Source organism: Micromonospora sp. RHAY321 (genome assembly GCF_023896955.1).
Lineage (GTDB): Bacteria > Actinomycetota > Actinomycetes > Mycobacteriales > Micromonosporaceae > Micromonospora.
Window position 1 is genome coordinate 142,160 of sequence record NZ_JAMHIW010000007.1, and the last position, 23,094, is coordinate 165,253.

Below are 23,094 nucleotides of genomic sequence, written 5' to 3' on the forward strand. Positions count from 1 at the left end.
CGGCGACCACGACAGAAGGAGAGATGGGCGTGCGACGTCGATCGATATTGGGAACTTCTCTGGCCGTGGTAGCCGCCATGGGCCTGTCGGCGTGCGGCGGCGACGAGGACAGCGCCGCGTCGACGACCGTACGGGTGACGCTGGCGAACCACGTGTGGACCGAGAACATCAAGCAGGCCCTGCCCGAGTTCGAGAAGCAGACCGGGCTCAAGGTCGAGATCACCCAGCTCGGCGAGGACCAGCTCTCCGACCAGTACAACGTGAAGCTGAACGCGGGCTCCAGCGACCTCGACGTGATGATGTACCGCCCTCTGCAGGAGGGGAAGCTGTTCGCCAAGAACAAGTACCTCGCCGACCTGTCCGACGAGGTGAAGTCCAACAAGGACTGGGACTTCAGCGACTTCCAGGCCGGCCCGGTGGAGGCCACCTCGTACGAGGACAAGGCCGTCGGTGTCCCGATCATCACCGAGCAGGAGGTCCTCTACTACCGCAAGGACCTGCTGTCCAAGGCCGGTCTGACCGCCCCGCCGAAGACCCTCGACGAGCTGAAGACGGCCGCAGCCAAGATCAAGGCTGCCGACCCGAGCATCGCCGGCTTCGTGGCCCGTACCGGCAAGTCGCCGGCGGTCACCCAGTTCTCCAGCTTCCTCTACAGCTTCGGCGGTGACTTCGTCGACAGCAGCGGCAAGGCCACCGTCAACAGCGAGCAGGCCAAGCAGGCGTACGCCTACTACGGCGGGCTCCTCAAGGACCACGGCCCCGCGAACGTCAGCACCGACATGAGCTGGCCCGAGGCGATGGCCATCTTCACCCAGGGCAAGGCGGCCTTCTACACCGAGGCCAACTCGCTCTACAAGAACGCCACCGACCCGGCCAAGTCGAAGGTCTCCGACACCGTCGGCTTCGCGCCCTTCCCGGCCGGCCCCGCCGGATCGAAGCCGTACAACATCCCCTCCTGGGCGCTGGGCATCAACGACAGCTCCGAGAACCAGAGCAACGCCTGGAAGTTCGTCGAGTGGGCGACCAGCAAGGAGCAGACGCTCGCGCAGCAGAAGTCCGGCGTGCCGGGCGCGCGTACCTCGGTGTGGGCCAACCCGGAGGGCACCGCGACGTACCCGAAGGACCTCGTCGAGGCCATCGCGGCCAGCACCAAGGACGGCGTGGGGCACGACCGCCCGCTGGTCAACAAGGTGGCCCAGGCCCGGGAGATCGTCGGCCAGCCGATCGTCGACGCCATCGCCGGCAAGGACCCGGCGGCCGCGGCCGACACCGCCAACGCGGCGTTCCAGAAGTTCCTGGACGACGAGGCCAAGTAGGCCCGACGGCGGGGGTGGCGCGGCCGCGTCGCCGCTCCACCCCCGCCCGGCCCGCCCACCCCGGGAGACCCCATGACAGCAGTGACCACCCCCACCAGACCGCCCCGTGGCACCTCGGAGACGCCGGACACGCCGGCGTGGGCCCGCTGGGCCAACGACCATCGCAAGTGGCTCTTCGCGGCACCGGCCATGGTGTTCGTCGCCGCGCTGATCATCTTCCCGTTGGCGTGGACCGGATATCTCAGCCTCACCGACGCCGAGGGCTCGGTCCGGGCCGAGTCCGAGTTCGTGGGCTTCCAGAACTACGTCGAGGTGCTGTCGGACACCGACCGGTTCTGGCCCGCCGTCGCCCGGACCGCCGCGTTCACCGTCGTGGCACTGCTGTTCGAGGTGGTGCTCGGCATGGCGGTCGCGCTGCTGCTGTGGCGACCGTTCCGGGGTCAGAAGTGGGTCCGGGTCGCCATCCTGATGCCGTTGGTCGCCACCCCGGTCGCGGTCGGCATGATGTGGCGGCTCATCTTCGACCCGAACATCGGTCTGGCGAACCAGGCCCTCGGCTGGATCGGCATCGGACCCCAGCCGTGGCTGGCCGGCCAGCACTCCGCGCTGCCCACGACGATCTTCATCGACGTCTGGCAGTGGACCCCGATGGTGGTGCTGATCCTCCTCGCCGGCCTGACCTCACTCTCCGACGAGCCTCAGGAGGCGGCGCGCATCGACGGCGCCAGCGCCTGGCAGCGGTTCCGGCACGTCACCCTGCCGCTGGTGATGCCGACCGTGATCGTCGCGATCCTGCTGCGCGGCATCGACGCGCTGAAGACCTTCGACATCCTCTACGCCACGAAGGGTCGCGGCGGCGGCTCCTTCCACGAGGTCGAGACGCTCAACGTGTACGCCTACGGCCTGAGCTTCGACTACAACGAGTACGGCATCTCATCGACGGTCCTCATCATCTTCTTCCTGATCATCATCGGGTCGATGTGGGCCCTGACGTCCCGCAGGAAGGAGGCGCAGCGATGAGGTCCCGCCCCGCCTACCGGGTGTTCCGCGTCGTGGCGCTCACCATCGTGGTGATCGCGCTGCTCGCACCGCTGCTCTGGATGGTCGCCGCGTCGTTCAAGACGAACGTCGACATCTACGACACGGGCAAGGCTCTCGTCTTCTCGCCCACCCTGGACAACTACGCCAACGTCCTGGAGCAGGCCAACTACGTCCAGTTCATCGGCAACAGCCTCTGGGTGGCCTTCGCGGCGACGGCGCTCTCCCTCGTCCTCGGCATACCGGCGGCCTACTCGATGAGCCGCTTCAACATGAAGAAGTCCGCGCTCGTGGTGCTGATGGCGCGGGTCATCCCCGGCGTCTCCCTGCTGGTGCCCTGGTACTACGTCTTCTCCAACCTGAAGATGGTCGGCGGGTTCACCGTGCTCATCCTCAGCCACATGTTCGTGTCGCTGCCGCTGGTGGTCTACATCATGATGGGCTACTTCGACAGCCTCCCCCTCGAACTCGAGGAGGCGGCGCTCGTGGACGGGCTGACCCACATCGGCGCGTTCCGCAAGATCACGCTGCCGCTGTCGATACCGGGTGTGGCCACCGCCGGGATCCTGTCGTTCATCTTCAGCTGGAACAACTTCATGTTCGCGCTCGTGCTCTCCGGCGCCGACACCAAGACCCTGCCCGTCGCGATCTTCGACTTCGTCGGCTACGCCAGCATCGACTGGGGCGGCCTGATGGCGGCGGCCAGCGTCGTCACCCTGCCGATCATGCTGATCGCCCTGTTCGTGCAGAAGTACGTCGTCTCCGGCCTCACCGCCGGTGCGACGAAGGGCTAGGCCGTCGTGACGACCGTCGCACGCGTCGAGACCTTCCTGGTCGCCCCGCGCTGGCTCTTCGTCCGCGTCGAGACCGAATCGGGGATCGTCGGCTGGGGCGAGGCGACCTGCGAGGGCCGCTCCGAAACCGTCCGGACCGCCGTCGAGCAGCTCAGTGAGCTGCTGATCGGCCGGGACGCGCTGCGGATCGAGGACCACTGGCAGACCATGACGAAGGGCTCCTTCTACCGGGGCGGTCCCATCCTGGCCAGCGCCGTGTCCGGCCTGGACCAGGCGCTGTGGGACATCGCCGGCAAGCGGTACGGAGCGCCCGTGCACCAACTGCTCGGCGGCCCCGTCCGGGACCGGATCCGGGTCTACGGCTGGGTCGGCGGTGACGAGCCCAACGAGGTCCGCGACCACATCGCCGAGCAGGTGGCGGCCGGGTTGACCGCGGTCAAGATGAACGCGTCCGGGCGGATGAGCCCGATCGCGTCGGTCGCCGAACTGGACGGTGTGGTCCAGCGGGTCGCCGCCGCGCGGGAGGTGCTGGGCGACGAGCGGGACGTCGCCGTCGACTTCCACGGCCGGTTCACCCTGGCCAACGCCCGCCGCGTCGCCCCGCTGCTGGAGCCGTACCGGCCGCTCTTCCTCGAGGAGCCGGTCGTCCCGGAGAACTCCCACCTCATCGGCGACTTCGTGCGGTCCACGACCACGCCCGTCTCGACCGGGGAGCGGCTCTACAGCCGGCAGGAGTTCCTGCCCGTCTTCCAGGCCGGCATCGCGGTCGCGCAACCGGACCTGTCGCACGCCGGCGGGATCTCCGAGGTACGCCGGATCGCGGCGCTCGCCGAGGTCTACGACGTGCAGCTCGCCCCGCACTGCCCGCTCGGGCCGCTCGCCCTCGCGGCGTGCCTGCAGATCGGCTTCGCCACGCCCAACTACCTGATCCAGGAACAGAGCATCGGCATCCACTACAACCTGGGCGTCGAGGTGCTGGACTACGTCCTCGACACCACGCCGCTGATCTTCGTCGACGGGCACATCGAGCGGCTCACCGCACCCGGGCTCGGCATCGAGATCGACGAACAGGCGGTACGGGCGGCGGACAAGCGCGGGCACGCCTGGCGCAGCCCCACCTTCCGGCACCCCGACGGCTCGTACGCGGAGTGGTGACCGGAAGCCACGCCCGACCAACCCGGCCAGCCGGCACCCGAGAAAGGCAGCTCGTGAAGATCGTCGCAGCGGACGTCATCGTCTCCAGCCCTGACCGCAACTTCGTCACCCTGAAGATCACCACCGATGACGGGCTCACCGGCCTGGGCGACGGCACTCTCAACGGGCGGGAGCTGTCGGTCGCCTCGTACCTGCGCGACCACGTCGTCCCGCTGCTGATCGGGCGGGACTCGCACCGCATCGAGGACACCTGGCAGTTCCTGTACCGCTCGGCGTACTGGCGGCGCGGGCCGGTGACCATGGCGGCCATCGCGGCCGTGGACGTCGCACTGTGGGACATCAAGGCCAAGGCCGCCGGCATGCCGCTCTACCAACTGCTCGGTGGCGCGTCGCGGACCGGCATCATGGCCTACGGCCACGCCTCGGGCCGGGACATGCCCGAGCTGTTCGACTCGATCCGGAGCCACCTCGACCTCGGTTTCCGGTCGATCCGGGTCCAGACCTCCGTTCCGGGCATCAACGCCGTCTACGGGGTGGCGGCCCAGCCCAGCGCCGACGGCAAGCGGTACGACTACGAACCGGCGCAGCGCACCCCACTGCCGGCCGAGGAGGACTGGGACACCCGCTCCTACATGCGTCACCTGCCCGGCGTCTTCGAGGCGGTACGCAACGAGTTCGGGCCCGAGCTTCCGCTGCTGCACGACGGCCACCACCGGATGACCCCGATCCAGGCGGCGCGGCTCGGCAAGGATCTCGAACCGTACGACCTGTTCTGGCTGGAGGACTGCACTCCGGCGGAGAACCAGGAGGCGCTGCGGCTGGTACGCCAGCACACCACCACGCCGCTGGCGATCGGCGAGGTCTTCAACACGGTGTGGGACTACCAGACGCTCATCCGGGAGCAGTTGATCGACTATGTGCGGTCCGCCGTCACCCACACCGGGGGCATCACCGCGATGCGTCGGCTGCTCGACTTCGCCGCGCAGTACCAGATCAAGTCCGGCATCCACGGCCCGACCGACATCTCACCGGTCGGCATGGCCGCCGCCCTGCACCTCGACCTGGCCATCCACAACTTCGGCATCCAGGAGTACATGCGGCACGGCGCCCTGACCAACGAGGTGTTCCGGCAGTCCTTCACGTTCGCCGACGGCTACCTCCATCCGGGTGAGCAGCCGGGGCTGGGCGTCGAGCTCGACGAGGAGGCCGCCGAGCGGTTCCCGTACGTGCCGGCCTACCTCCCGTTCAACCGCCTCAAGGACGGGACCGTCCATGACTGGTGAGCGCCGTGCCGCTCCCCCGTCCACCCGCCGGCGCCTGCCCCGGCACGTCGTCGTGATGGGCGTGTCCGGGGCGGGGAAGACAACCGTGGCCAGGGGGATCAGCGACCTGACCGGCCTGACGTTCGCCGAGGCCGACGAGTTCCACTCCGAGGCCAGTGTGGCGAGGATGCGGTCGGGCGTACCCCTCGACGACGACGCCCGCTGGCCCTGGCTCCGCGCCCTCGCCGCCTGGATGGCCGACCGGGACGCCGAAGGCGTCTCGACGGTGCTGGCCTGCTCGGCGTTGAAGCGCTCCTACCGGGACGTGCTCCGGCAGGGACCACCCACCGTGGATTTCCTGCACCTGGACGGGACGGCGGAGGTCATCCGCGAGCGGATGGCCCAGCGCGCCGGGCACTACATGCCGGCGAGCCTTCTGGACTCCCAGCTGGCCATCCTGGAACGGTTCGAGCCGGACGAGCCGGGGCTGGTCCTCGACGTCTCGCTGTCCCCGGACGCGCTCGTGTCGGCCGCGGTGGACCGTCTCGGTCTCCTGCGCCGCGACGCGCTCGCCATGTAGCGGTCTCAGCCCTGTCGGGCCTTCTGGCGCCGGTCGCTCTTGTTGATGACGAACGTCCTGCCCCGGCGGCGGACCACGATCGAGTTCATCTTGTTCTTCAACCCACGCAGCGAGTTTCTGACCTTCATTTCGGCCACCCTCTCCTGGTCGTATCCCGATTCGCTCGCGTACCCGAGGGACCACCGCTCATTCCCGAGCGGTCAGGGTGGTCACAGGAACAGAATGTGGCTACGGCAGGAAGCGTGTGTTGGACGCTTCGCAGGGCCGCCGCGCACGATCGTTGCGGGAGCCGGCCAGTCTCAGACCCGGTTGTCACCGCCGGACGGCAACGACGACATCAAAGGAACCCGACAATGCCATCAGATCGCGTCACCACGCCTTTCAACGCCCGATCCACCGCCGAGGACGTCGTGGGCGGTGTCGACCTCACCGGGCGGCGTGCTGTCGTCACCGGCGCCTCATCGGGCATCGGCGTCGAGACGGCCCGGGCGCTCGCGTCCGCGGGTGCCGAGGTCACCCTGGCCGTCAGGGATGTGGAGGCCGGCGAGCGGACCGCGGCGGACATCCAGGGCACCACGGGCCAACTGGTCCGGGTAGCCCCTCTGGACCTCTCCGACCAGAGGTCGGTCGCCGCCTTCGTCACCGCCTGGGAAGGCCCTCTGCACATCCTGGTCAACAACGCCGGGGTGTCGGCGACCCCGGAGATGCGGACTGCGGAGGGCTGGGAGCTGCAGTTCGCGACCAACCACCTCGGCCACTTCGCGCTCACCACCGGACTGCACCGGGCGCTCGCGGCGGCCGGCCGGGCCCGCGTGGTGTCCCTCAGCTCCATCGCACACGTGCAGGCGCCGATCGTCTTCGAGGACATCAACTTCCACGAACGCCCCTACGACCGTCTCCTGGCGTACGGCGAGTCGAAGACGGCCACCGCGCTGTTCGCCGTCGAGGCGAACAGGCGCTGGGCCGGCGACGGCATCACCGTCAACGCGGCCAACCCCGGCGCGGTCACCACCAACCTGGGGCGCCACCTCACCGAAGAGGACTACGCGAACCTTCCGGCGTACGACTTCAAGACCCGGGAGCAGGGGGCCGCCACCTCCGTGCTGCTCGCGGCCTGGCCGCAACTGGAGGGCGTCGGCGGCCGGTACTTCGAGGACTGCAACCAGGCCGGGCGCCACACCCCCGAGACCCCGCTGAGCGGAGTCGCCGACCACGCGATGGACCCCGCGGCAGCCGAGCGACTGTGGCAGGTCTCGCTCGACATGCTCGCCGACGCCCAGCGCGCCTGACCGCACCTACGCCGCGACGCCGCCGCCGGCCTCGTCTCGACCGGCGGCGGCGTCGCGGTGGTGGGTCAGGAGTACGGGAGCCGCAGCACCGACTGGTTGCCGATGCCCAGGGTGCTCGGGTTGTTGCCGATCGCCGACCAGACCTCGACACGGACCGTGCCGTTGCTCAGCGCACCCAACGTGCCGGTGGCCGAGGCCAGGCCGGTGTTCTGCGTGTAGTGCTCATAGCCGGGAACCGGGTCGGTGGCGAAGTAGCGCGAGGTCTCCACCCTCTCCCAACTGCCGTTGCCGGTCAGGTCGTAGGAGACCCGCACCTGCACCCCGTTGCCGACTGCCGTGCCGGCATCCAGGAACAGGTCGAACGCGGTCTGTCCGCCGGAGTAGGCGAGGTTCAGGCCGGTCGCCGTGAAGACCTGCGGGTTGGTCGGCGTACCGTCGTGGTTTCCGTTGGCCGCCGCGACCGTGGTCGTGGCCGCGCCGCCGGCGGCGCCCAGCCCTCCCCCGGGCAGCAGGTACCGCGTCGGGGTGCCCGGGTTCGGGGGCGGATCCGTCGGCGGCGGGTCGGTGGGCGGCGGGTCGGTGGGCGGTACACCGCCCGAGGCGTTGCCGCCACTCCAGGTGTACGCACCGGTGGTGGCCGTCCGTCCGGCTGCCACATTGAGCGTGGTGCCGTTGGAGAAGGTCACCGTGACCGGCGTCGCGGTCGGGTTCGACGCCACGTAGGTGCGGGCCCCGTTGCGTGAGAAGACCGCCGTCAGCGGGTGGTTGGCGGTCACCGTCGTGTCGACGGTGCCCAGCGCCGCGAGGTTGCGGATCCAGTGGAAGGTGTGTGCGCGGCTCTCCCCCTCCTCGGGTGTGTAACCGGGGTTCGCGCGGAGGTTCGCCAGCGCCGCGGGGGCGTCGCCGAGGGCCTGGAACTGCCAGAGGATGTCCTGCCACACCGTCGGCTGCCCGCCGTTGTTGCGGACCAGTTCGGCGTAGTTGGTCCGCACGTACGCCGGGTTGTTGCCCAGGTAGAGGTGGCCACCGGTGATCGGCAGCAGGTTGATGCCCTGGATCATCTCCGGCTCGCCGCTGAACCAGGTGGCGTACGCGCCGCCGTCACCCCAGACCATGCCGACCGTCGAGTGCCCGAAGGCGGCGGGGAAGTTCTGGTCGCTGGAGTCGAACCAGTACTCCTGGATGGCCGCGGCCTGGGTGGTGTAGAGGAAGATGCCGGCGTCCCGGACGGCGGTGTCACCGGTCACCTGACCCCACTGGATCAGGGCGTTGGCGAAGTTCATCCCCTCCGACGAGGACTCCTGGTTGTTGCCGGACCCGAACGAGCCGTGCCCGGACGCCCAGTCGTGCCCGGCGTAGATGTCGAAGTCGCGCAGGTAGGGGAACTGGGTGTCGTCGCGGCGGTAGTTGTTGGCGTCCCGGATCAGCAGGTCCACCATGCCGCCGTAGCGGCTCTTGGCGGCCCAGGCCGGGTCGAACTTGGCCAGCGTCGCGGCGGCCGCGATGTAGTAGCCGTAGTGGAAGTGGTGGTCGTTGAGTTCCTGGTCGGAGCCGTACGACGCCGGGTAGCCGATCAGCGTGCCCCAGTTGGCGTTGTAGTAGAAGACCTTCGAGGTCTTGCCGGTCGACGCCGTGAACCAGTCGGTGAGCGTGGCGCGGATCGCGTTCAGCGCGCTGTCCCGCGTCGCGGTGTCGTTGACCAGGTCGGCCACCTCGGCGAGTCGGGCCGCCCGGCCGAGTCCCTTGCCCGTCCAGTACGTGTCGGCGCCGCGCTGGTCCATCGGGTTCGCCCGAGCGGCGGCCAGGTGGCCGTTGAGCGTCGCCAGATCGGCGCCGCTGCCGTCGCCGACGGCCGGCAGTTCCGGCAGGACGCCCTGGAACTTCATGGAGGTGCGGAACTGGTTGACGCCGGTGAGCGCCTTCATCCGGCCACGCGCCGACGGGTACGTCGGGGTGATCGGGGTGGAGCCGGTCAGCGACTTCCACTGGTGCGGGTAGAGACTCACCACGGTCTGCGTGGCGGTCCCCTCCCGGGCGGTCGTGGTGAACGCGTACGTGGTGGTCAGGCCGCTGGTCGCGGGGTCGTAGGCGTACGAGACCCGGGTGCCGGTGACGTGGGCGTGCGCGTACCGGCCGTAGGTCGCGGCCAGCTCGGCGCGCTCCGCCGTGGTCGCGGTCGGCGGCAGGAGGGCGACGGAGAAGTAGCCCCGACCGGCCAGGGTGGAGGAGATGCGGCCGGCGCCGGCCGTCCAGCTGGCGCCGCTGGGCGCGTACGCGACGTAGTCGTGGCCGTTGACCCGGAAGCCGATGGTGGCGCCGCTGTTGGACCAGACGTCGGCGGTGCCGCTCGTGCTGATCACCGCGTCGCCGCCGGTGGTCTGGAAGTACGCGAAGGGCAGGCCGTGACCGATGGTGGCGCGCATCGTCCGCGCCCCGTCGCTCCAGTGCGGGCTGACCGTCCAGTCGGTCCAGCCGTCGACCTTGACCTGTGGCGCGGCGAGCCCGGCCACACCGACCCGGATGTCCTGGACGTACGGGTAGTGGTACTCCCCGACGCCGGTCGAGGTGCCGCTGATGGCGGGGGTGGAGTTGGCGGAGAAGCCGAGGCCGTCACCGAAGGTGTCGTACGAGATCGGATGGGCGTGCAGGGGCTCGCTGAAGGAGCAGTCGGTGCGCTTCCACAGCAGTGAGGACCACCAGTCGTTGGTGGGTATCGCACCGGCCGGAGCGTTGGCGGTGGCGAACTGCCGGGGGTTGCTCGACATCTGGCCACAGCCGCTGGGAAGCGCACCGACGGGGGTGGTGGTGTAGCTGCCGGCGCCGACGGGGGCGGCCTCCGCCGGGCGGGTGACGGCGATCGTGAGGCCGCTGACGGCCACGGCCAGGGCGGTGGTGGCGGCCAGTGCCCATCGACGGTGTGGGACGGGAGGTTTCATGGTGCCTCCATCGCGCGCCAGAACGCCGGCTGGCCGGCCCCGACGCGTTTCGTCGTAATTGAGGAGAAGGTTAGGTGAGAGAGCGCTCTCTCGATCGGCACGGTAATCGAGCACCGAGACCTTCGTCAATGTTTCCAGGGGGTTCCACACTGATGTCGCGATTCGAACAACCGTCCAGCGGAGAGGCGGCCGCCAGGCGAGGCCCACTGTGGACGCCACCCCGATCTGTCAAGTTGGCGACACTTCGGGGATGCCATGGCCGCCGCCGCCACCAATACCATTGGCGCATGTCACCAAAGGTCTCGATTGTCGCCACGGACAGCCACCGCGATCCCGGCCCCCGACCCGGCGCCGACGTGACCTTCCTGCCGCTCGCCGACGACGACGGCGTACCGATCTACGACGAGTCCATCCCGGACCTGATTCAGCATCTGCAGACCGCGGGGCTGTCGGCCGACACCTGGCATCCCGCCGCCGAATGCGACTTCGTCTCGTCCCGAGGGCTGGTGACCGACGCCCTGGTCCAGATCGGCGTGGGAATCGGATCGTCCGCCGGCTGGTACGCCCTACAGTCGCTGCTCCGTCGTCGTGGCGGACAGGTCAGGGTGGTCGCGGTCTTCGACGACGGCACCCAACGGCGGCGTGCCGAGGTGACCGGAGAAGCGGCCGACGTCGTGGAGGCGCTGGAGAAGCTCGACCCTTTCAGCTCGGAGCCGTCCTGATGACGCCGGCCACAGCGTCACCTCGGAGTCGCGCCGGCGAGCGATCAGTTGGGGCTCGTGCGTGAGGCCCCGCGGCGCCATCCGCCGTCCATAGCGGAGGAACGTCGCCGACTCGTCGGGCAGATCGCCACCGTCATGGAGGCGTCGGCGGTGGTCCGCGACCCCAACAGCCGACAGTTGCTGCTTCAGGAGCTGGGGCATGCGCTGGGCGGCGCGCTGGGTTACCGGGAGCTGGTCGTGCTGCGACCCCAGATCGTCGATCTGGTGACGGTGTGCGTGGACCGGCCAGGTGGCCTGCGCTGCCTCGCCGAATGCCTGGAGCTGCTCGAGCCGGGCAGCACACAGACCATCGCGCTCCTGCTACTGGCCGACGAGTGGCAGGCGGTGGAACTCCTCGCCGACTACGACATCTCCTGGCTCCGCAGCCTGTTGTCCACCCTTGAGGCGACCGCGGAGCTGCGACGGTTCGTCACGGAGGCCCGCGCGACCCCCGCACCGCCGTGGTGCGAGACCGCCTGGCATCTCTTCGCCCATCTCGCGTCGGCGAACTCGCACGGCGCGGTGCCACCCTGGCTCTCACTGCTCGACAGGATCGCGCCGGCCGTACCGCAGGCGTCGCTGTCCCGGATGAACCATCTCACCGCGCAGCTCGCCAAGGACTGGGGAATGACGGATCAGGTCGTGGCTTCCACGCCGAGCCCTCCGTCTCCCACCGGCACCGCCTACCTGGTGATCCAGTTCGAGAAGTACGGCGGCGACGACGACACCTACATCATGTCGCACTGGTATCAGTGGGCGTCTCCGGTGTGGCAACCGATCCGCGGCGAGGACCGACACGTCCCGTACGGGGAGCTCGAGGCGGCCGTCGACCAGGTCGTCAACGAGACCGAGCGCCGCTGGGCGAAGCTCGCCGGGGCGGTGACGATCGAGTTCGTCCTGCCCTGGCAGCTGATCAACGAACCGGTCGACACCTGGCGCAAGGAACTCGATTCACCGATGCCGAGTCCCCTGACCACGGAGTATCCCCTGGTGATCAGGAGCCTCGAGCGCCTCCGCGCCAGTCAGTGGCACCGGGTCTGGCGGAGTCGTTGGCGAGGTCTGGCCGACCGCGTCGGCGAGCGAAAGCTGGTCCACTGCGCGGCGCAGCAGCATGCCGACGTTCAGCTCGAGGCGATTCTCAAACGCGAGACCGCCGTCGTGGCGCTGGTGCTCAGCGAGACCCCGACCTCCGACAGCGTCGGCGAGCGGCAATTGCTCGTCGGGTTGCGCTCCGGCGTCCCGGCGATCGTGTGGCACCGTGGATCTTCATCCACAGTGGATCTATGTAAGACTGTTTCGTCGATGCTTGGCGACCACGCGTCGGGCTCCGAGGTGACGGAACTTCCGAACCGTGCCGCGCAATTGCGGCAGCAGGCGTGGAGTGAGGACCCCAAGGGGCTCGACCAGCACATCGGGCACGGCTTCGTGCTCTTGTTCGACGATCCGGACCGGCAGCCAGTGGGGGCGGTCCACGCCGACGGCGACAGGCGAAAGGTCCCTGCATGAGCGGCAACGGCCACGCGACGACGGGAAGCGCCGGCTGGCGTACGCGCCGGCTGGACGTAAGCACTGCCGGCGGGTGCCGTGGCATCCGGCCACCGTGGCCCGGTTCGGGTCGCTGATGAGCCAGTCGACGCCGCTGACCTCCGCCCCCGGCCGACAGGCCGACGGGTCGCCGCTCAGGCCCACGGGCCACAGCCGGGAACTCGTCGTGGTCGTCGACGACGACCCGGTGATGGAGTTCTGGGCCGACGAGATATCCACCTTCGTGGCGGTGCTGCGCGCCCAGAGCGTCTTCCGTTCGGTCGACGTCAGGCGGATGGGGGTCGGCGATGGCAGGCTCTGGGTGACCGGCGGGCCGGACGGTGACCCCGCCGCACCCGCGGATCTGGTCGACCCGGCCGGGCAGCGCGTCGTCTTCCTGTTGACCCACGGTGGTTCCGAAGCCTGGCTCGGCGGGCTCGTCCAACCCGTCCTCGCCTCCTGGGCGGCCCGCATGATGGTCGCCGTCGTCAACGTGCTGCCCCAGCAGCACTGGCGCGAACGACGGATGGAGACGACCGAGGTGGCCTGGAGCCCGGGCGGCTCCGGTGCGACGACCACTGGGTGGTCGTGGCGGGTGAGCGGTCTGGACCTGCGCCCGCCGGGCGAGCAGAACGACGCCCTGTTGACGGCGGTACCGGTCATCGAGCGCGGCACTGACTGGCTGCACCGGTGGAGCCGGCTGCTGGCCGACCCCGCGCCGGACGACGTGCGGCTGCCCGCGCTGCTCCTGCCGCCGGACGGCTCGACCGCTTCCCGGTTGAGGCACTCGCTCAGCGCCCACGATCTTGTCGCCCGATTCCGGGCCACCGTGTCACCCGCGTCGTTCACGCTGGCGACCCGGCTGGCGGCCGCTCCGCTCAACGCCCGGGTGGTGCGCGCCCTGCTCAAGACGGTGGTCCGGTCGGGGCCGGCGCAGTTGACCGAGGTGCTGACGAGCGACCTGGTGCGCCCCGTCCTGCACGGGGGCGCGACCACGAGTGACACCCGCATCAGGTACGAGTTCGTCCACGGCGTCCGCGAGCGTCTCCTCACGCTCGGGTACCGCGACCGCACCATCGAGGTCCAGCACGTCGTGGAATACGAACTCGCGCACGACGTCGAGGCCGTGCGCAATCTGACACTTCGCATCAAAGATCCGCGGAACGCGTCGTTCGGGCGCGTCACTCCGGCCGCCGAGCCGTACCTGCGGGTCGAGTTGGCTGTTCACCTCTCACTGGGCGGGCCGAACCTTGGCGCGGCCACGCGGCTCGGCCAGGCACTCGGGTCGCCCATTCCACGGCAGGTACGTCGAGTCGTGCCGCCATCTTCCGTTACCGCTCACAGGACCATGGAGTCCGGAATGTCTGACAGAGTGAAATCGCCGGGCCCGGGGGTCTCGTTCGGCACCACCACGCCTGACACATTGGCCACCGATTCGGACGTCATCCCCGGCACGCTGCGGATCCACGACCTGGAGACCGCGCATCGACTCGACGGACAGGCACCGGCGATCGTCGGCAACCTTCCGCTGCGGAACACGAACTTCACCGGCCGGCGCGATCTGCTCGACTCCCTGCACCAGCGCCTGCGCGCCGGCACCACCGCCGTCCTGCCGGAGGCGGTGCACGGCGCCGGCGGGGTCGGCAAGTCCCAGCTCGTCATCGAGTACGTCTATCTCCATCAGCAGGACTTCGACCTCATCTGGTGGATCCCGGCCGAACGCCCGGCCCAGATCCAGTCCGCGCTGGTGGAGCTGGCGGTGCGCTTGAACCTGCCGGTGCCGTCGACGGCCAACACGGCCGTGCCGGCGGTGCTGGAGGCGCTGCGAATCGGCCGTCCGCACACGAACTGGTTGCTGATCTTCGACAACGCCGAGGACCCGGACGACGTCGAGCGGTTCTTCCCGACGGGCGGCCCGGGGAGCATCGTGGTCACCTCGCGCAATGGTGCGTGGCGCGAGATCGCGAGCAGCCTTCCGGTCGACGTCTTCGACCGGCAGGAGAGCATCGAACTGCTCCGCCGTCGAGGCCCGGACCTGGCCGTCAACGACGCCGACCGGCTCGCCGCGGCCCTGGGCGACCTTCCGTTGGCCATCGAACAGGCGGCGGCCTGGCGCGCCGAGACGAGGATGCCCGCCGACGAGTACCTCGAACTCCTGGACGCCAGCCGCCCGGTGCTCGACGACGGTACGGCGACGCAGGATTACCCCGCCCTCGTCGCGGCCGCGTGGAACGTGTCTCTCAACTGGCTACGTGACCAGGACAGCTCGGCACTACGGCTGTTGCAGGTGTGTTCGTACTTCGCTCCCGAACCGATCGGCAAGGTGCTGCTGTCGAAGCCGCGCGCACTTCGCATCCACCCCGACCTGGATCCCCTCGTCCGCAACCCGATCCGCCTCAACCGGGCGATCCGTACGATCGGTCGACTGTCGCTGGCCAGGATCGACCACCGGACGAACTCGTTCCAGATGCACCGTCTCGTCCAGCGCGTGTTGATCAACCAGATGGACCCGGACGATCGGGAGGCGATGCGCCACGGTGCCCACCTGCTGCTCGCCGGCAACGACCCCGACCAGCCGGACGACGCCGACCACTGGCCGCGGTACGCCGAGTTGTATCCGCACATCATCGCCTCGGAGGCCGAGCGGTGCTCCAACGAACTCGTGCGGGACATGGTGCTGAACGAGGCGAAGTACCTGTGGCGGTGGGGTGACCACCTCGGTGCCCGTGACCTCTCGCAGCGGGCGTGGACGGCCTGGACCTCCACCGCCGACGGCGCCGACCCGGACAGCCTCCGGATGGCGAGCTGGCTTGGTTTCATGCACTTCGTCGTCGGTGACTACGCCGCCGCGGCAGCACTCAACGCCCGGACGCTGGAGTTGTACCGGCAGACCCGCGGCGACGACCAGGAGGAGACCCTGGACGCCACCGGTGCCGTGGCCGCCGACCACCGGGTCGCCGGTGACTTCACCGGTGCGCTGGATCGCTCGCTCATCGTCTACGAGCGGGCCAAGCAGAACTTCGGCGAGGAGGAGCCGTTCACTCTGCGCGCCGCACACAACCTCGCGGTGAGCATGCGACTGTCCGGCCTCTTCGGGCGAGCTCTCCAACTCGACGAACAGACCTATCAGCGGCTGGTGCAGATCTACGGCACCGACCACCCCGACAGCCTCAGCACCTTCGGCGGCATCAACCTCGACCGCCGTGAACTCGGTGACTACGTCGCGGCGCACGCCAACCAGGAGAACGTCGTCGCGACGGCCCGTCGGATGCTGAAGTACGACGACCACCCGGATCTTCTCCGGCAGAGCCACATGCTGGCGAGCTTCCGGCGCAAGGCCGGTCACCACCACGACGCCCTGGACCTGTCCAGCGACGTGCTCCGCCGCTTCCGTACCCGCTACGGCGACAGCCACCCGGACACCGTGCTCGCCACGCTGACGTTCTCCATCGACCAGCGGCTGACGGGCGACCTACGTGCCGCGCGGGAGGCTGCGGAGGTCGCGGTGGAGGGTCTGCGCCGGCTGTACGGCGAGCAGCACCCGCACACCGCGGGCGCTCAGGTGGACCTGGCGGTGACACTTCGGCTGCTGGGCGAGTGCGAACAGGCCCGGGAGCTCGACCAGACGGCGCTGCAACGGCTGACCAACCGGCTCGGCGAGTCGCATGCCCTGGTGATGGCTTCCCGGATCAACCTGGCGAGCGATCACTACGAGCTCGGCGACTACGAGGAGGCTCACGCCCTCGACCTGGCCACCCTCGCGACCTGCCGTCAGGTCCTCGGCAGCAGCCACCCCACCACGCTCGTGTGTGCTCTCAACCTCGCCATGGACCTTCGGGGCCTGGGACGGGAGGCGGAGGCGGGCATGCTGTTCGACAAGGGCCTCGAGCAACTGCGGCAGACCCTCGGCGTACGACACCCGGCCGTCGCGGCGATCGGTGCCGGCGTACGGGCCAACTGCGACATCGACCCGCTTCCGTTGTAGCGGCACCACGTCCGACCCGGCGGGTCACACAGCCAGCCAGCCCGCCGGGTCGAACGTGTCGAGTTCCTGGTCCGGCACGCCGCGGCCGACCCAGTCGGCCAGCTCGATGGGATCCAGCGCCACCGTTGCGTGGCCCCGCGACCGGAGCCCGTGGACGACGGCCAGGACGAGTTCCGGACGGCACAGCAGGGCGCGGGTCGCCGGGTCGGCGGGACGGTCGATCTGGGTGAGGCCGAGACCCACCCAGCCGTGCACGCTCGACGGGTCCTGTCTCAGTTCACCGAGGTAGCCGGCACGCGCCCGCTCCACGTCGCCGGCCACCAGTGTGAGGTCGGCCGGGGTGGCGCCCGCGACCCTGGCGCCCACCTCCTCGGGCGAGGCGCACAGTCGACCAAACTCGTCCGGGTCGACCAGCAGGTATCTGCGCAGCACAGCCCTCGCGTCGAGCAGACCCTCCGGAGGCGCCACCAGCACCTTCCGGCCGTCGATGGCGAGGACAGCCTCCGCTGCCGGGTCGCGGCGCTGCCAGGCCACCGCCAGCGCATCCCGGTCGGCCGGGTCGAGGCACACGTTGTGGCCCCGCCACATTGCGCGGTGATCGAGGGCGACGGCGTGCGCCGCATCGAGCGCGGCGACAGGCACCGCGTCTTCCTGACACGTCTCCAGTTCCGCGTGCAGCGTCTCGACGAACCGCTGGCCGTGCGTGGTCAAGCGGCCGGACGCCGCCATGAGCCGCAGGACGCCGAGGGTCTGCCGCCGCCACAGCGCGAACTCGAAGTCCGCGGCGGGGCGGTCGGTGGGCGGCGCGTGGTGTCGGTGAACCCGCCAGAACCGGGTGATGCCGGCGAACGCGTACGCGCCCTGAAGGACGCCGGCAAGTGGCCTGGGGTCGTCGCGCCACGGGGCGTAGTAGCGGATCGGGCCGCCGCTCTCGGAGAGGGCGAGCAGGTGAGACAACGCGCCGAGCTTGTGGTGCTGCGACTCGTGCACCAGGGTCACGGCCAACTGTGCCGCGTCGTCCGGCTCGGAGAGCAGGACGCCGCCGAAGGCCTCGGCTCCGGACGCGGACAGTTGGCGGAACCGGTCCCGGCGTGGCAGCGGTGCCACGGTCCGCAGGATCCCGGCGATCGCCAGGGCCGTGCCGCGCTGCTCGCTGACCAGCAGCTCCCAGGCCTGCGCGAGACACGCACGCCAGCGGGCGATCTCGGGTGCCGACAGCGGCTGGGGCGACGAGGGGCCTCGCAGGTCCCGGTACACGTCACGATCGAGCAGTTCGACCCGGAGGCCGACGCCGTCCGCAGCGGCCTCGACGATGATCGGCTCATGCCAGTCCGGATCACCGGCCACGCACCGGACGGTCCGTCCGCCGGTCACCAGGTCGACCTGTCCGTCCCGGGCCCGCACGCGGACGACCGGGACGGCCGACGCGATCGAGGCGGAGCCCACGGTGGGTAGCACCGCCGCGCCGTCGCGCACCGGGATGTCGAGGTCGAAGGAGAGGCCCGCGCGGACAGCGCTCGCCGCGGCCAACGCGTGCAGGTATCCGACGTCCAGCCACAACGGCACGAGAAGGTCGGAGTCGTCTCGCAGCCGACGCAGGGTGTGCGCGGCCCAGATGCCGACCTGTGGCCGGGCCAGGACGTCTTCGGTGACGTCCGGAGCGGCACCGTGCGCCTGGACCAGAAGCTGCCAGGCGTCAGCGACGGGCGCGAGCGGACCGGCGGCATCGGGCCGGGTGGCGCAGCTGTCCAGGAGGACCCGCAGCACGATCAGCCGCCAACTGCGCTCGGACCTCCAGAGCGCCTCGACGGTCCGTTCGGCTCCCCCACCGGACGCCAGGGCGTGAAAGTGCTCGGGTTCGAGGTACGTCGGCCCTAACGGCACGGGATCAGACGCCATGTTCCTCCGAATCCGGCCCGGTGGGCCGCCTCCGGCTCGGGGAGGAGCCGTTGTAGCCGCTGATGCTGCCCCCCGTATCGGCAATGATCGCGCGCACCCGCGAGATCGCCGCAGTCATGCCGGTGAGGTCGACGGATCGCAGGGACGCGACGTCGACCGTTGACAGATCGAGCAACTCAGACTCGATATCAGCGAGGCCTTCCTCCATGTACGGCAACCCTTCCGACGATGACAGTCGATAAAACCATCATCTCTCATGTTTGCAGCGCAACGAAAGCGTCACATGGAGCAACGGGTACGACAACCCGGATTCCGTGCCAGTCTGCGGTGCGGGGTGCCGGCGGCGCGCGATCACGTGTACGGCACCAGCCGGGCGGCCCCGGTCTCGACGCCGGCCATCGCCGCGTCGTCGGTGGCGAAGAAGCGGACCGCCTCGACGAGTTCGGACAGTGCGCCCGGATACCGCAGACAGGTCCGTACGACGCTGATGGTGTCGAGCCGTGCCCCGTTGTGCCGCCGGATCGCCGCGTACACCTGGCCGCGCAGGAGGGACAGGATCTCCTCACGCTCGGCGGGCCGCCGGAACTCGGGTATCTCCAGCAACGCGTCCACGAGAGGGGCCATCACGGTGGGTGACGGTGACGCGGCAGCCACCCGCACCGGCGGCCCCGCCTCGGGCCTGCCGAGAACGAGACCCTCGTCGCCCAGCCCGTTGCGGTACCAGAGGTACGTCGGCGTCTGCCCGGTGAGACCACTCGCCCGCAACTCGGCGAACCGCTCTCGTAGCGTGGTCACCAACCGACCCGGGTCCCCGAGCCAGTCCGTGTCGCCGGACTCGACCAGTCGCAGGATCTCCCGGCTGAACAGGCCGGTACGTCGGACCCGCAGGTTGGCAGCGGCCTGACCGAGACCAGCGGCGAACACCACGTCCTGCGTCCGGCCTTCGACGGGGACTCCGCTGGGGAAAGTCTCGTTGCCGGTCGAGCGCCCCGCCTCGGGGCGCTCGCGCACCTGGCAGGCGTCGACGATCCACAACTGTCGGTTGAACGCCGGGACGAGGTCGGAGGCGAACGTCACGAGCATGGAATCGAGGTCGAGGGCGCCGGCATCGGTGGCGGTGGCGTCGGAGTAGTAGAGCCGCCGATGACGACCGGTGTCGACGTAGCCGTGGCCACCCCAGATCACGTAGAGGGTGGATCCGCGTCGGGTGGGCAGCTCGCGCAGCAGCACGTCCCGTACGGTCCCGCGGTCGGCGGGCCGCACGACGACGCCCGGCGGGACGACGTCCGAACCGGGGTCGGGCGCCAGCAGCACGGTCATCTGCTCCGGTGGCACCCCCCGCGCCACGAACCTGGTGGCGAACCGGACGGCGTCGTCGACCGGCCCGACCAGGCTCCACTCGCTCCCCGCCTCGTAGCGGTCGATGCCGACGATGACGACGTGGGCATCGCGGGGATCGTGCGGCATCCGGTCACCATCCCGTTCCGGAGGTGCGCTGGCAAGGCACCAGGCAGCGGCGCAGGCGGCGCCAGCGGCAACCGATCTTGTCGGAGGCGACGGTTAGCGTGTGGGCACTGTCGCCGCGCCGGCCACGTCGGGCCGGTCGCTGACCCCCTCGGAGGCCCCCATGTCCCAGGAGACGACCTACCTCGAACTGTCCGAAGTGGACGGTGCGCACAAGTTCTACGAGGTCGTTGTCGAGGACGCCACGCTGACCGTGCGCTACGGCCGGATCGGCGACCAGGGGCAGACCAAGGCGAGCGCCTATCCGGACAACGCCCGCGCCCGTGCCGCCGCAGCGAAGAAGATCGGGGAGAAGGTCCGCAAGGGGTACGCCCCGGCCGTCCCCGGGGTTCGACAGAAGCGCACCGTCTCCCGCCGCCAGATCGTCAGCACCCGCTCGACCGCCCACACCGCACCGGTGCTGTGGCGCTACGACTCCGGTGCCCCCGCCTTCGGCATCTTCGTCGACGGGCAGCACTGCATGGTGGGCAACGAGCACGGGGTGATCACCACCCTCGGCCACGACGCCCAGGTGCGCAGCCAGGTCCGCCTCCCCGACGGCGTGAAATGCATCGTCGCCGACGACGCCTGGATCTACGCCGGCTGCGACGACGGCAACGTCTACGACCTCTCCGGCAAGATGCCCCGGGTGGCGTACGCGATCGCGCCGGAGATCGACATCTACTGGCTGGACATTCACGACGGCGTTCTGGGCGTCTCGGACGCCGACGGTGGGATCGCCGCCATCGACCACGAGGACGAGTTCCTCTGGCGCCGCCCGGGGCGGGGGCGCTCCGCCTGGATGGTGCGGTGCGACACCGACGCGCTCTACCACGGCCATTCGCAGGGCGTGACCGGCTACGACTGGCGTACCGGCCGCGAACTCTGGCACACCAGGACCGGCTCGGTGCTCTTCGGATGGCAGGAGCCGGGCAGCGTGTTCGCCGGCACGGGCACCCGCGAGGTGGTGCGGCTGGCGAAGGACGGTCGGGTCGAGCGCAGCTACCGGTGCGACGCCCCGGTCTTCTCGTGCGCCACGGCCGAGGGCGGCCGGTACGTCTTCGCCGGTGACAGCCAGTCCTCGATCTACTGCTTTGACGCGGCGGGCACCCGGCTGTGGAAGCTCGGCACCGGTTGCGGCTCGGCGTACTCCATGCAGTACCGCGACGGTCGGCTCTACGTCGTCACCACCGGCGGCCACCTGGCGTGCATCGACGCCAGCGAGCCGGCGATCCGGGCGGCCCAGGTCGGGGACGTGCCGGAGGTGCTGGACGTCAAGGCGCCCCGCCAGGCACCCCGCACCGTGGAGCCGATGCTGGTCGAGGTGACCAGCGACGCCGGCGCGGGCGTGGTGGTGCAGTGCCTGGACGACCGGGGGCGGCTGCGGGTCCAGGTGCTCTCCGACGGCTACCGACGGGACTGGTCCGTGCAGTTCCCCAAGGGCATCCGGGAGCCGGGTGCCCGCTACCTGGTGACGGAGGTCCGCGAGTCCGGCCGCGGTGGGTTCTACCGGGCGTACGGCGACATCCGCCGGCTGCGCTGAGGGGCCCTTCGCAGCTAGGGGCTGTCCGTGGAGGCGGTGGCGGAGCGCCTCCGGAACAGGCCCAGCCGGAGGGCCCGGAGCAGGGTGCCGGGGTGGCTCAGCGTCGCCGGGTGGTCGAGCATGGTGGTGACCCGGTTCAGCCGGGCGCTGAGCACCGGATCCGTCAGCGAGGCCCGGAAAAGCAGGTCACCGAACCACTTCGTGACCTTGTAGCCGGGCGGGTACGGGCCGTCGACGTGTGGGAGTTCGATGTCGGCGGAGGTGGAGATACGCCAGGCGGCGTCGACGACGACTGCGACCTGGTCGAAGTAGCCCCGCGCCGGCTCGTCCAGCTTCGGGTCCGACCGGAGGTACGCGGACAGGCAGGAGGCGTGCAGCGTCGCGGAGGTCATGCCCTGGCCGTACACCGGGTTGAAGGAGGCGACCGCGTCCCCGGCGGCGACCAGACCGGCGGGCATCCGGTCGAGCCGGTGGAAGTCCCGGCGTCGACTGTCGGCCTGGTGGTACGTGACCACCCCGCCGATCATCTGCCCGTGCTCGGCGATGTCGCCGAACATCGGCGGATAGTGCTCACGGCAGCGGGCGGTGAAGTCGGCGACGTCGCGGCTGGGCCGGTCCTCGTCGTAGCCGGCCACCAACATGATCCAGCGGTCCCCCTCGACGGAGTTGATCCCACCGATCCGCGCGGTACGGCCCTTGCCGGCCATGGTGTGGTAGACCACCACCCAGGCGTCGCTGACCTTCTCGTCCTGCTTGTAGAGCGCGGTCGCGTAGTTCAGCTTGATCGGCATCCGCTGCATGGGCGGGCGCGGCCACCCGTTGTCCGCCAGCCAGTCGCTCAGCCGGCTCGACCGCCCCATCGCGTCGACCACCAGGTCGGCCGGTTCGGCGACCGGCTCCGTGCCGCCGTCGGGCACGTACCGGGCGCCGGTCACGCGGCCGTCGGTGAAGACCAGGCCGTCGGCCCGGCCGTACACCATCCGGATGGTGTCGACGGCGAGGGTCCGCCGCCGGACCAGCGCCTCCAGGAACGGTCGCGTGGTGATCAGCGCCGGTCCGCTGCCGGAGGGCGCCGGTGGCAGCCCCAGCACCCCGTTCACGAAGATCTTCGCGGCGCCCTCGTCCCTCGGCGGAGGCGGGGCGCCGAGCGCGAGCGCCTCGTCGACGATGCCGGGAAACCAGCGCTCCAACTGGACCTGACCGGCCGGCAGCAACGCGTGCACCTGGCTGCCCTGCGGCACACCGGGCCGCGGATCGCCATCCGCCTCGGACGGGTCCCGCTCGATGATCAGCACCTCTTCGGCGTGGTCGCTGAGCACCCGGGCCGCCATCAACCCGGCGATGCTGCCACCGAGCACGACCGCACGCCGCATGACCACTGTGGTCTCGGCCGGCCTGTCGGCTGTCGCTATCTCCGCGAAGATCCGGGACGGGGAGGGTGGCATGCGATCGCTCCTCGGGGTGGTCGGGAAACCTCACCCACGACCGTAGCCACCAGATCCACCGCAG

Annotated in this window: 17 protein-coding genes; 11 read left to right on the forward strand and 6 right to left on the reverse strand. The window is 70.0% G+C overall.

The window, feature by feature from the left end; all coding sequences use genetic code 11:
- Positions 1-77: 77 nt before the first annotated feature.
- The 6 genes from M8C17_RS17755 to M8C17_RS17780 all read left to right on the forward strand — a co-directional run bounded on the left by M8C17_RS17755 (position 78) and on the right by M8C17_RS17780 (position 6,145).
- Positions 78-1,316: a sugar ABC transporter substrate-binding protein gene (locus M8C17_RS17755; protein WP_252417608.1), complete on the forward strand. Its 1,239-nt coding sequence runs from the start codon at positions 78-80 to the stop codon at positions 1,314-1,316.
- Between the two features lie 72 nt (positions 1,317-1,388).
- A complete protein-coding gene (locus M8C17_RS17760) occupies positions 1,389-2,336 on the forward strand; it encodes a carbohydrate ABC transporter permease (protein WP_252417609.1) in 948 nt (315 codons plus the stop codon).
- Positions 2,333-3,148, forward strand: coding sequence for a carbohydrate ABC transporter permease (locus M8C17_RS17765; protein WP_252417610.1), 816 nt, complete (start codon positions 2,333-2,335; stop codon positions 3,146-3,148). The genes M8C17_RS17760 and M8C17_RS17765 overlap by 4 nt, the downstream gene beginning before the upstream one ends.
- 6 nt (positions 3,149-3,154) lie before the next feature.
- Complete coding sequence (gene dgoD, locus M8C17_RS17770) at positions 3,155-4,303, forward strand: galactonate dehydratase (protein ID WP_252417611.1); 1,149 nt, start codon at positions 3,155-3,157, stop codon at positions 4,301-4,303.
- Between the two features lie 53 nt (positions 4,304-4,356).
- Positions 4,357-5,586: a D-mannonate dehydratase ManD gene (gene manD / locus M8C17_RS17775; protein ID WP_252417612.1), complete on the forward strand. Its 1,230-nt coding sequence runs from the start codon at positions 4,357-4,359 to the stop codon at positions 5,584-5,586.
- Positions 5,576-6,145: a gluconokinase gene (locus M8C17_RS17780; protein WP_252417613.1), complete on the forward strand. Its 570-nt coding sequence runs from the start codon at positions 5,576-5,578 to the stop codon at positions 6,143-6,145. Before manD ends, M8C17_RS17780 begins: the two co-directional genes overlap by 11 nt.
- 5 nt (positions 6,146-6,150) lie before the next feature.
- Here the strand turns inward: M8C17_RS17780 and M8C17_RS17785 are convergent, their stop codons facing one another.
- Positions 6,151-6,273, reverse strand: coding sequence for a ribosomal protein bL36 (locus M8C17_RS17785; protein WP_074311439.1), 123 nt, complete (start codon positions 6,271-6,273; stop codon positions 6,151-6,153).
- 225 nt (positions 6,274-6,498) lie between these two features.
- Here M8C17_RS17785 and M8C17_RS17790 point away from each other — a divergent pair, with 225 nt between their 5' ends.
- The gene (locus M8C17_RS17790) at positions 6,499-7,434 is read left to right on the forward strand and encodes an SDR family NAD(P)-dependent oxidoreductase (protein ID WP_252417614.1); all 936 of its coding nucleotides are present in this window, start codon (positions 6,499-6,501) and stop codon (positions 7,432-7,434) included.
- A gap of 65 nt (positions 7,435-7,499) precedes the next feature.
- Here the strand turns inward: M8C17_RS17790 and M8C17_RS17795 are convergent, their stop codons facing one another.
- A complete protein-coding gene (locus M8C17_RS17795) occupies positions 7,500-10,370 on the reverse strand; it encodes a glycosyl hydrolase (RefSeq protein ID WP_252417615.1) in 2,871 nt (956 codons plus the stop codon).
- 287 nt (positions 10,371-10,657) lie between these two features.
- Here M8C17_RS17795 and M8C17_RS17800 point away from each other — a divergent pair, with 287 nt between their 5' ends.
- The 3 genes from M8C17_RS17800 to fxsT all read left to right on the forward strand — a co-directional run bounded on the left by M8C17_RS17800 (position 10,658) and on the right by fxsT (position 16,640).
- Entirely contained in the window at positions 10,658-11,092 is a 435-nt protein-coding gene (locus M8C17_RS17800; RefSeq protein ID WP_252417616.1) for a hypothetical protein, read from the forward strand.
- A gap of 135 nt (positions 11,093-11,227) precedes the next feature.
- Positions 11,228-12,637 carry a hypothetical protein gene (locus M8C17_RS17805; RefSeq protein ID WP_252417617.1) on the forward strand — a complete coding sequence of 470 codons (1,410 nt, stop codon included), beginning with the start codon at positions 11,228-11,230 and terminating at the stop codon, positions 12,635-12,637.
- Positions 12,638-12,710: 73 nt separating this feature from the next.
- Positions 12,711-16,640: an FxSxx-COOH system tetratricopeptide repeat protein gene (gene fxsT, locus M8C17_RS17810; protein WP_252417618.1), complete on the forward strand. Its 3,930-nt coding sequence runs from the start codon at positions 12,711-12,713 to the stop codon at positions 16,638-16,640.
- A 24-nt stretch (positions 16,641-16,664) separates the two neighbouring features.
- On the opposite strand, the gene M8C17_RS17815 is transcribed toward fxsT, so the two are convergent.
- From M8C17_RS17815 to M8C17_RS17825, 3 genes are all read right to left on the reverse strand, one after another.
- The gene (locus M8C17_RS17815; RefSeq protein WP_252417619.1) at positions 16,665-18,539 is read right to left on the reverse strand and encodes an HEXXH motif domain-containing protein; all 1,875 of its coding nucleotides are present in this window, start codon (positions 18,537-18,539) and stop codon (positions 16,665-16,667) included.
- Entirely contained in the window at positions 18,529-18,747 is a 219-nt protein-coding gene (locus tag M8C17_RS17820; RefSeq protein WP_252417620.1) for a hypothetical protein, read from the reverse strand. The genes M8C17_RS17815 and M8C17_RS17820 overlap by 11 nt, the downstream gene beginning before the upstream one ends.
- 143 nt (positions 18,748-18,890) lie before the next feature.
- Positions 18,891-20,006, reverse strand: coding sequence for a hypothetical protein (locus M8C17_RS17825; protein WP_252417621.1), 1,116 nt, complete (start codon positions 20,004-20,006; stop codon positions 18,891-18,893).
- A 160-nt stretch (positions 20,007-20,166) separates the two neighbouring features.
- Between M8C17_RS17825 and M8C17_RS17830 the strand changes: the two genes are divergently transcribed.
- Positions 20,167-21,585 (forward strand): WGR domain-containing protein, encoded by a 1,419-nt coding sequence (locus M8C17_RS17830; RefSeq protein WP_252417622.1) that lies wholly within the window; start codon positions 20,167-20,169, stop codon positions 21,583-21,585.
- Between the two features lie 14 nt (positions 21,586-21,599).
- Here the strand turns inward: M8C17_RS17830 and M8C17_RS17835 are convergent, their stop codons facing one another.
- Positions 21,600-23,030 (reverse strand): NAD(P)/FAD-dependent oxidoreductase, encoded by a 1,431-nt coding sequence (locus M8C17_RS17835; RefSeq protein ID WP_252417623.1) that lies wholly within the window; start codon positions 23,028-23,030, stop codon positions 21,600-21,602.
- Positions 23,031-23,094: the final 64 nt, after the last annotated feature.

What these genes read in the sequence shown, in the direction of transcription:
- M8C17_RS17760 (WP_252417609.1), top strand. Translation starts at nt 1,389, where the DNA reads ATGACAGCAGTGACCACCCCCACCAGACCGCCCCGTGGCACCTCGGAG.
- M8C17_RS17805 (WP_252417617.1), top strand. Translation starts at nt 11,228, where the DNA reads ATGGAGGCGTCGGCGGTGGTCCGCGACCCCAACAGCCGACAGTTGCTG.
- M8C17_RS17825 (WP_252417621.1), bottom strand. Translation starts at nt 20,006, where the DNA reads ATGCCGCACGATCCCCGCGATGCCCACGTCGTCATCGTCGGCATCGAC.
- M8C17_RS17820 (WP_252417620.1), bottom strand. Translation starts at nt 18,747, where the DNA reads ATGGAGGAAGGCCTCGCTGATATCGAGTCTGAGTTGCTCGATCTGTCA.
- M8C17_RS17835 (WP_252417623.1), bottom strand. Translation starts at nt 23,030, where the DNA reads ATGCCACCCTCCCCGTCCCGGATCTTCGCGGAGATAGCGACAGCCGAC.
- M8C17_RS17790 (WP_252417614.1), top strand. Translation starts at nt 6,499, where the DNA reads ATGCCATCAGATCGCGTCACCACGCCTTTCAACGCCCGATCCACCGCC.
- M8C17_RS17765 (WP_252417610.1), top strand. Translation starts at nt 2,333, where the DNA reads ATGAGGTCCCGCCCCGCCTACCGGGTGTTCCGCGTCGTGGCGCTCACC.
- M8C17_RS17800 (WP_252417616.1), top strand. Translation starts at nt 10,658, where the DNA reads ATGTCACCAAAGGTCTCGATTGTCGCCACGGACAGCCACCGCGATCCC.
- M8C17_RS17785 (WP_074311439.1), bottom strand. Translation starts at nt 6,273, where the DNA reads ATGAAGGTCAGAAACTCGCTGCGTGGGTTGAAGAACAAGATGAACTCG.
- M8C17_RS17815 (WP_252417619.1), bottom strand. Translation starts at nt 18,539, where the DNA reads ATGGCGTCTGATCCCGTGCCGTTAGGGCCGACGTACCTCGAACCCGAG.
- M8C17_RS17830 (WP_252417622.1), top strand. Translation starts at nt 20,167, where the DNA reads ATGTCCCAGGAGACGACCTACCTCGAACTGTCCGAAGTGGACGGTGCG.
- M8C17_RS17780 (WP_252417613.1), top strand. Translation starts at nt 5,576, where the DNA reads ATGACTGGTGAGCGCCGTGCCGCTCCCCCGTCCACCCGCCGGCGCCTG.
- M8C17_RS17795 (WP_252417615.1), bottom strand. Translation starts at nt 10,370, where the DNA reads ATGAAACCTCCCGTCCCACACCGTCGATGGGCACTGGCCGCCACCACC.
- M8C17_RS17755 (WP_252417608.1), top strand. Translation starts at nt 78, where the DNA reads ATGGGCCTGTCGGCGTGCGGCGGCGACGAGGACAGCGCCGCGTCGACG.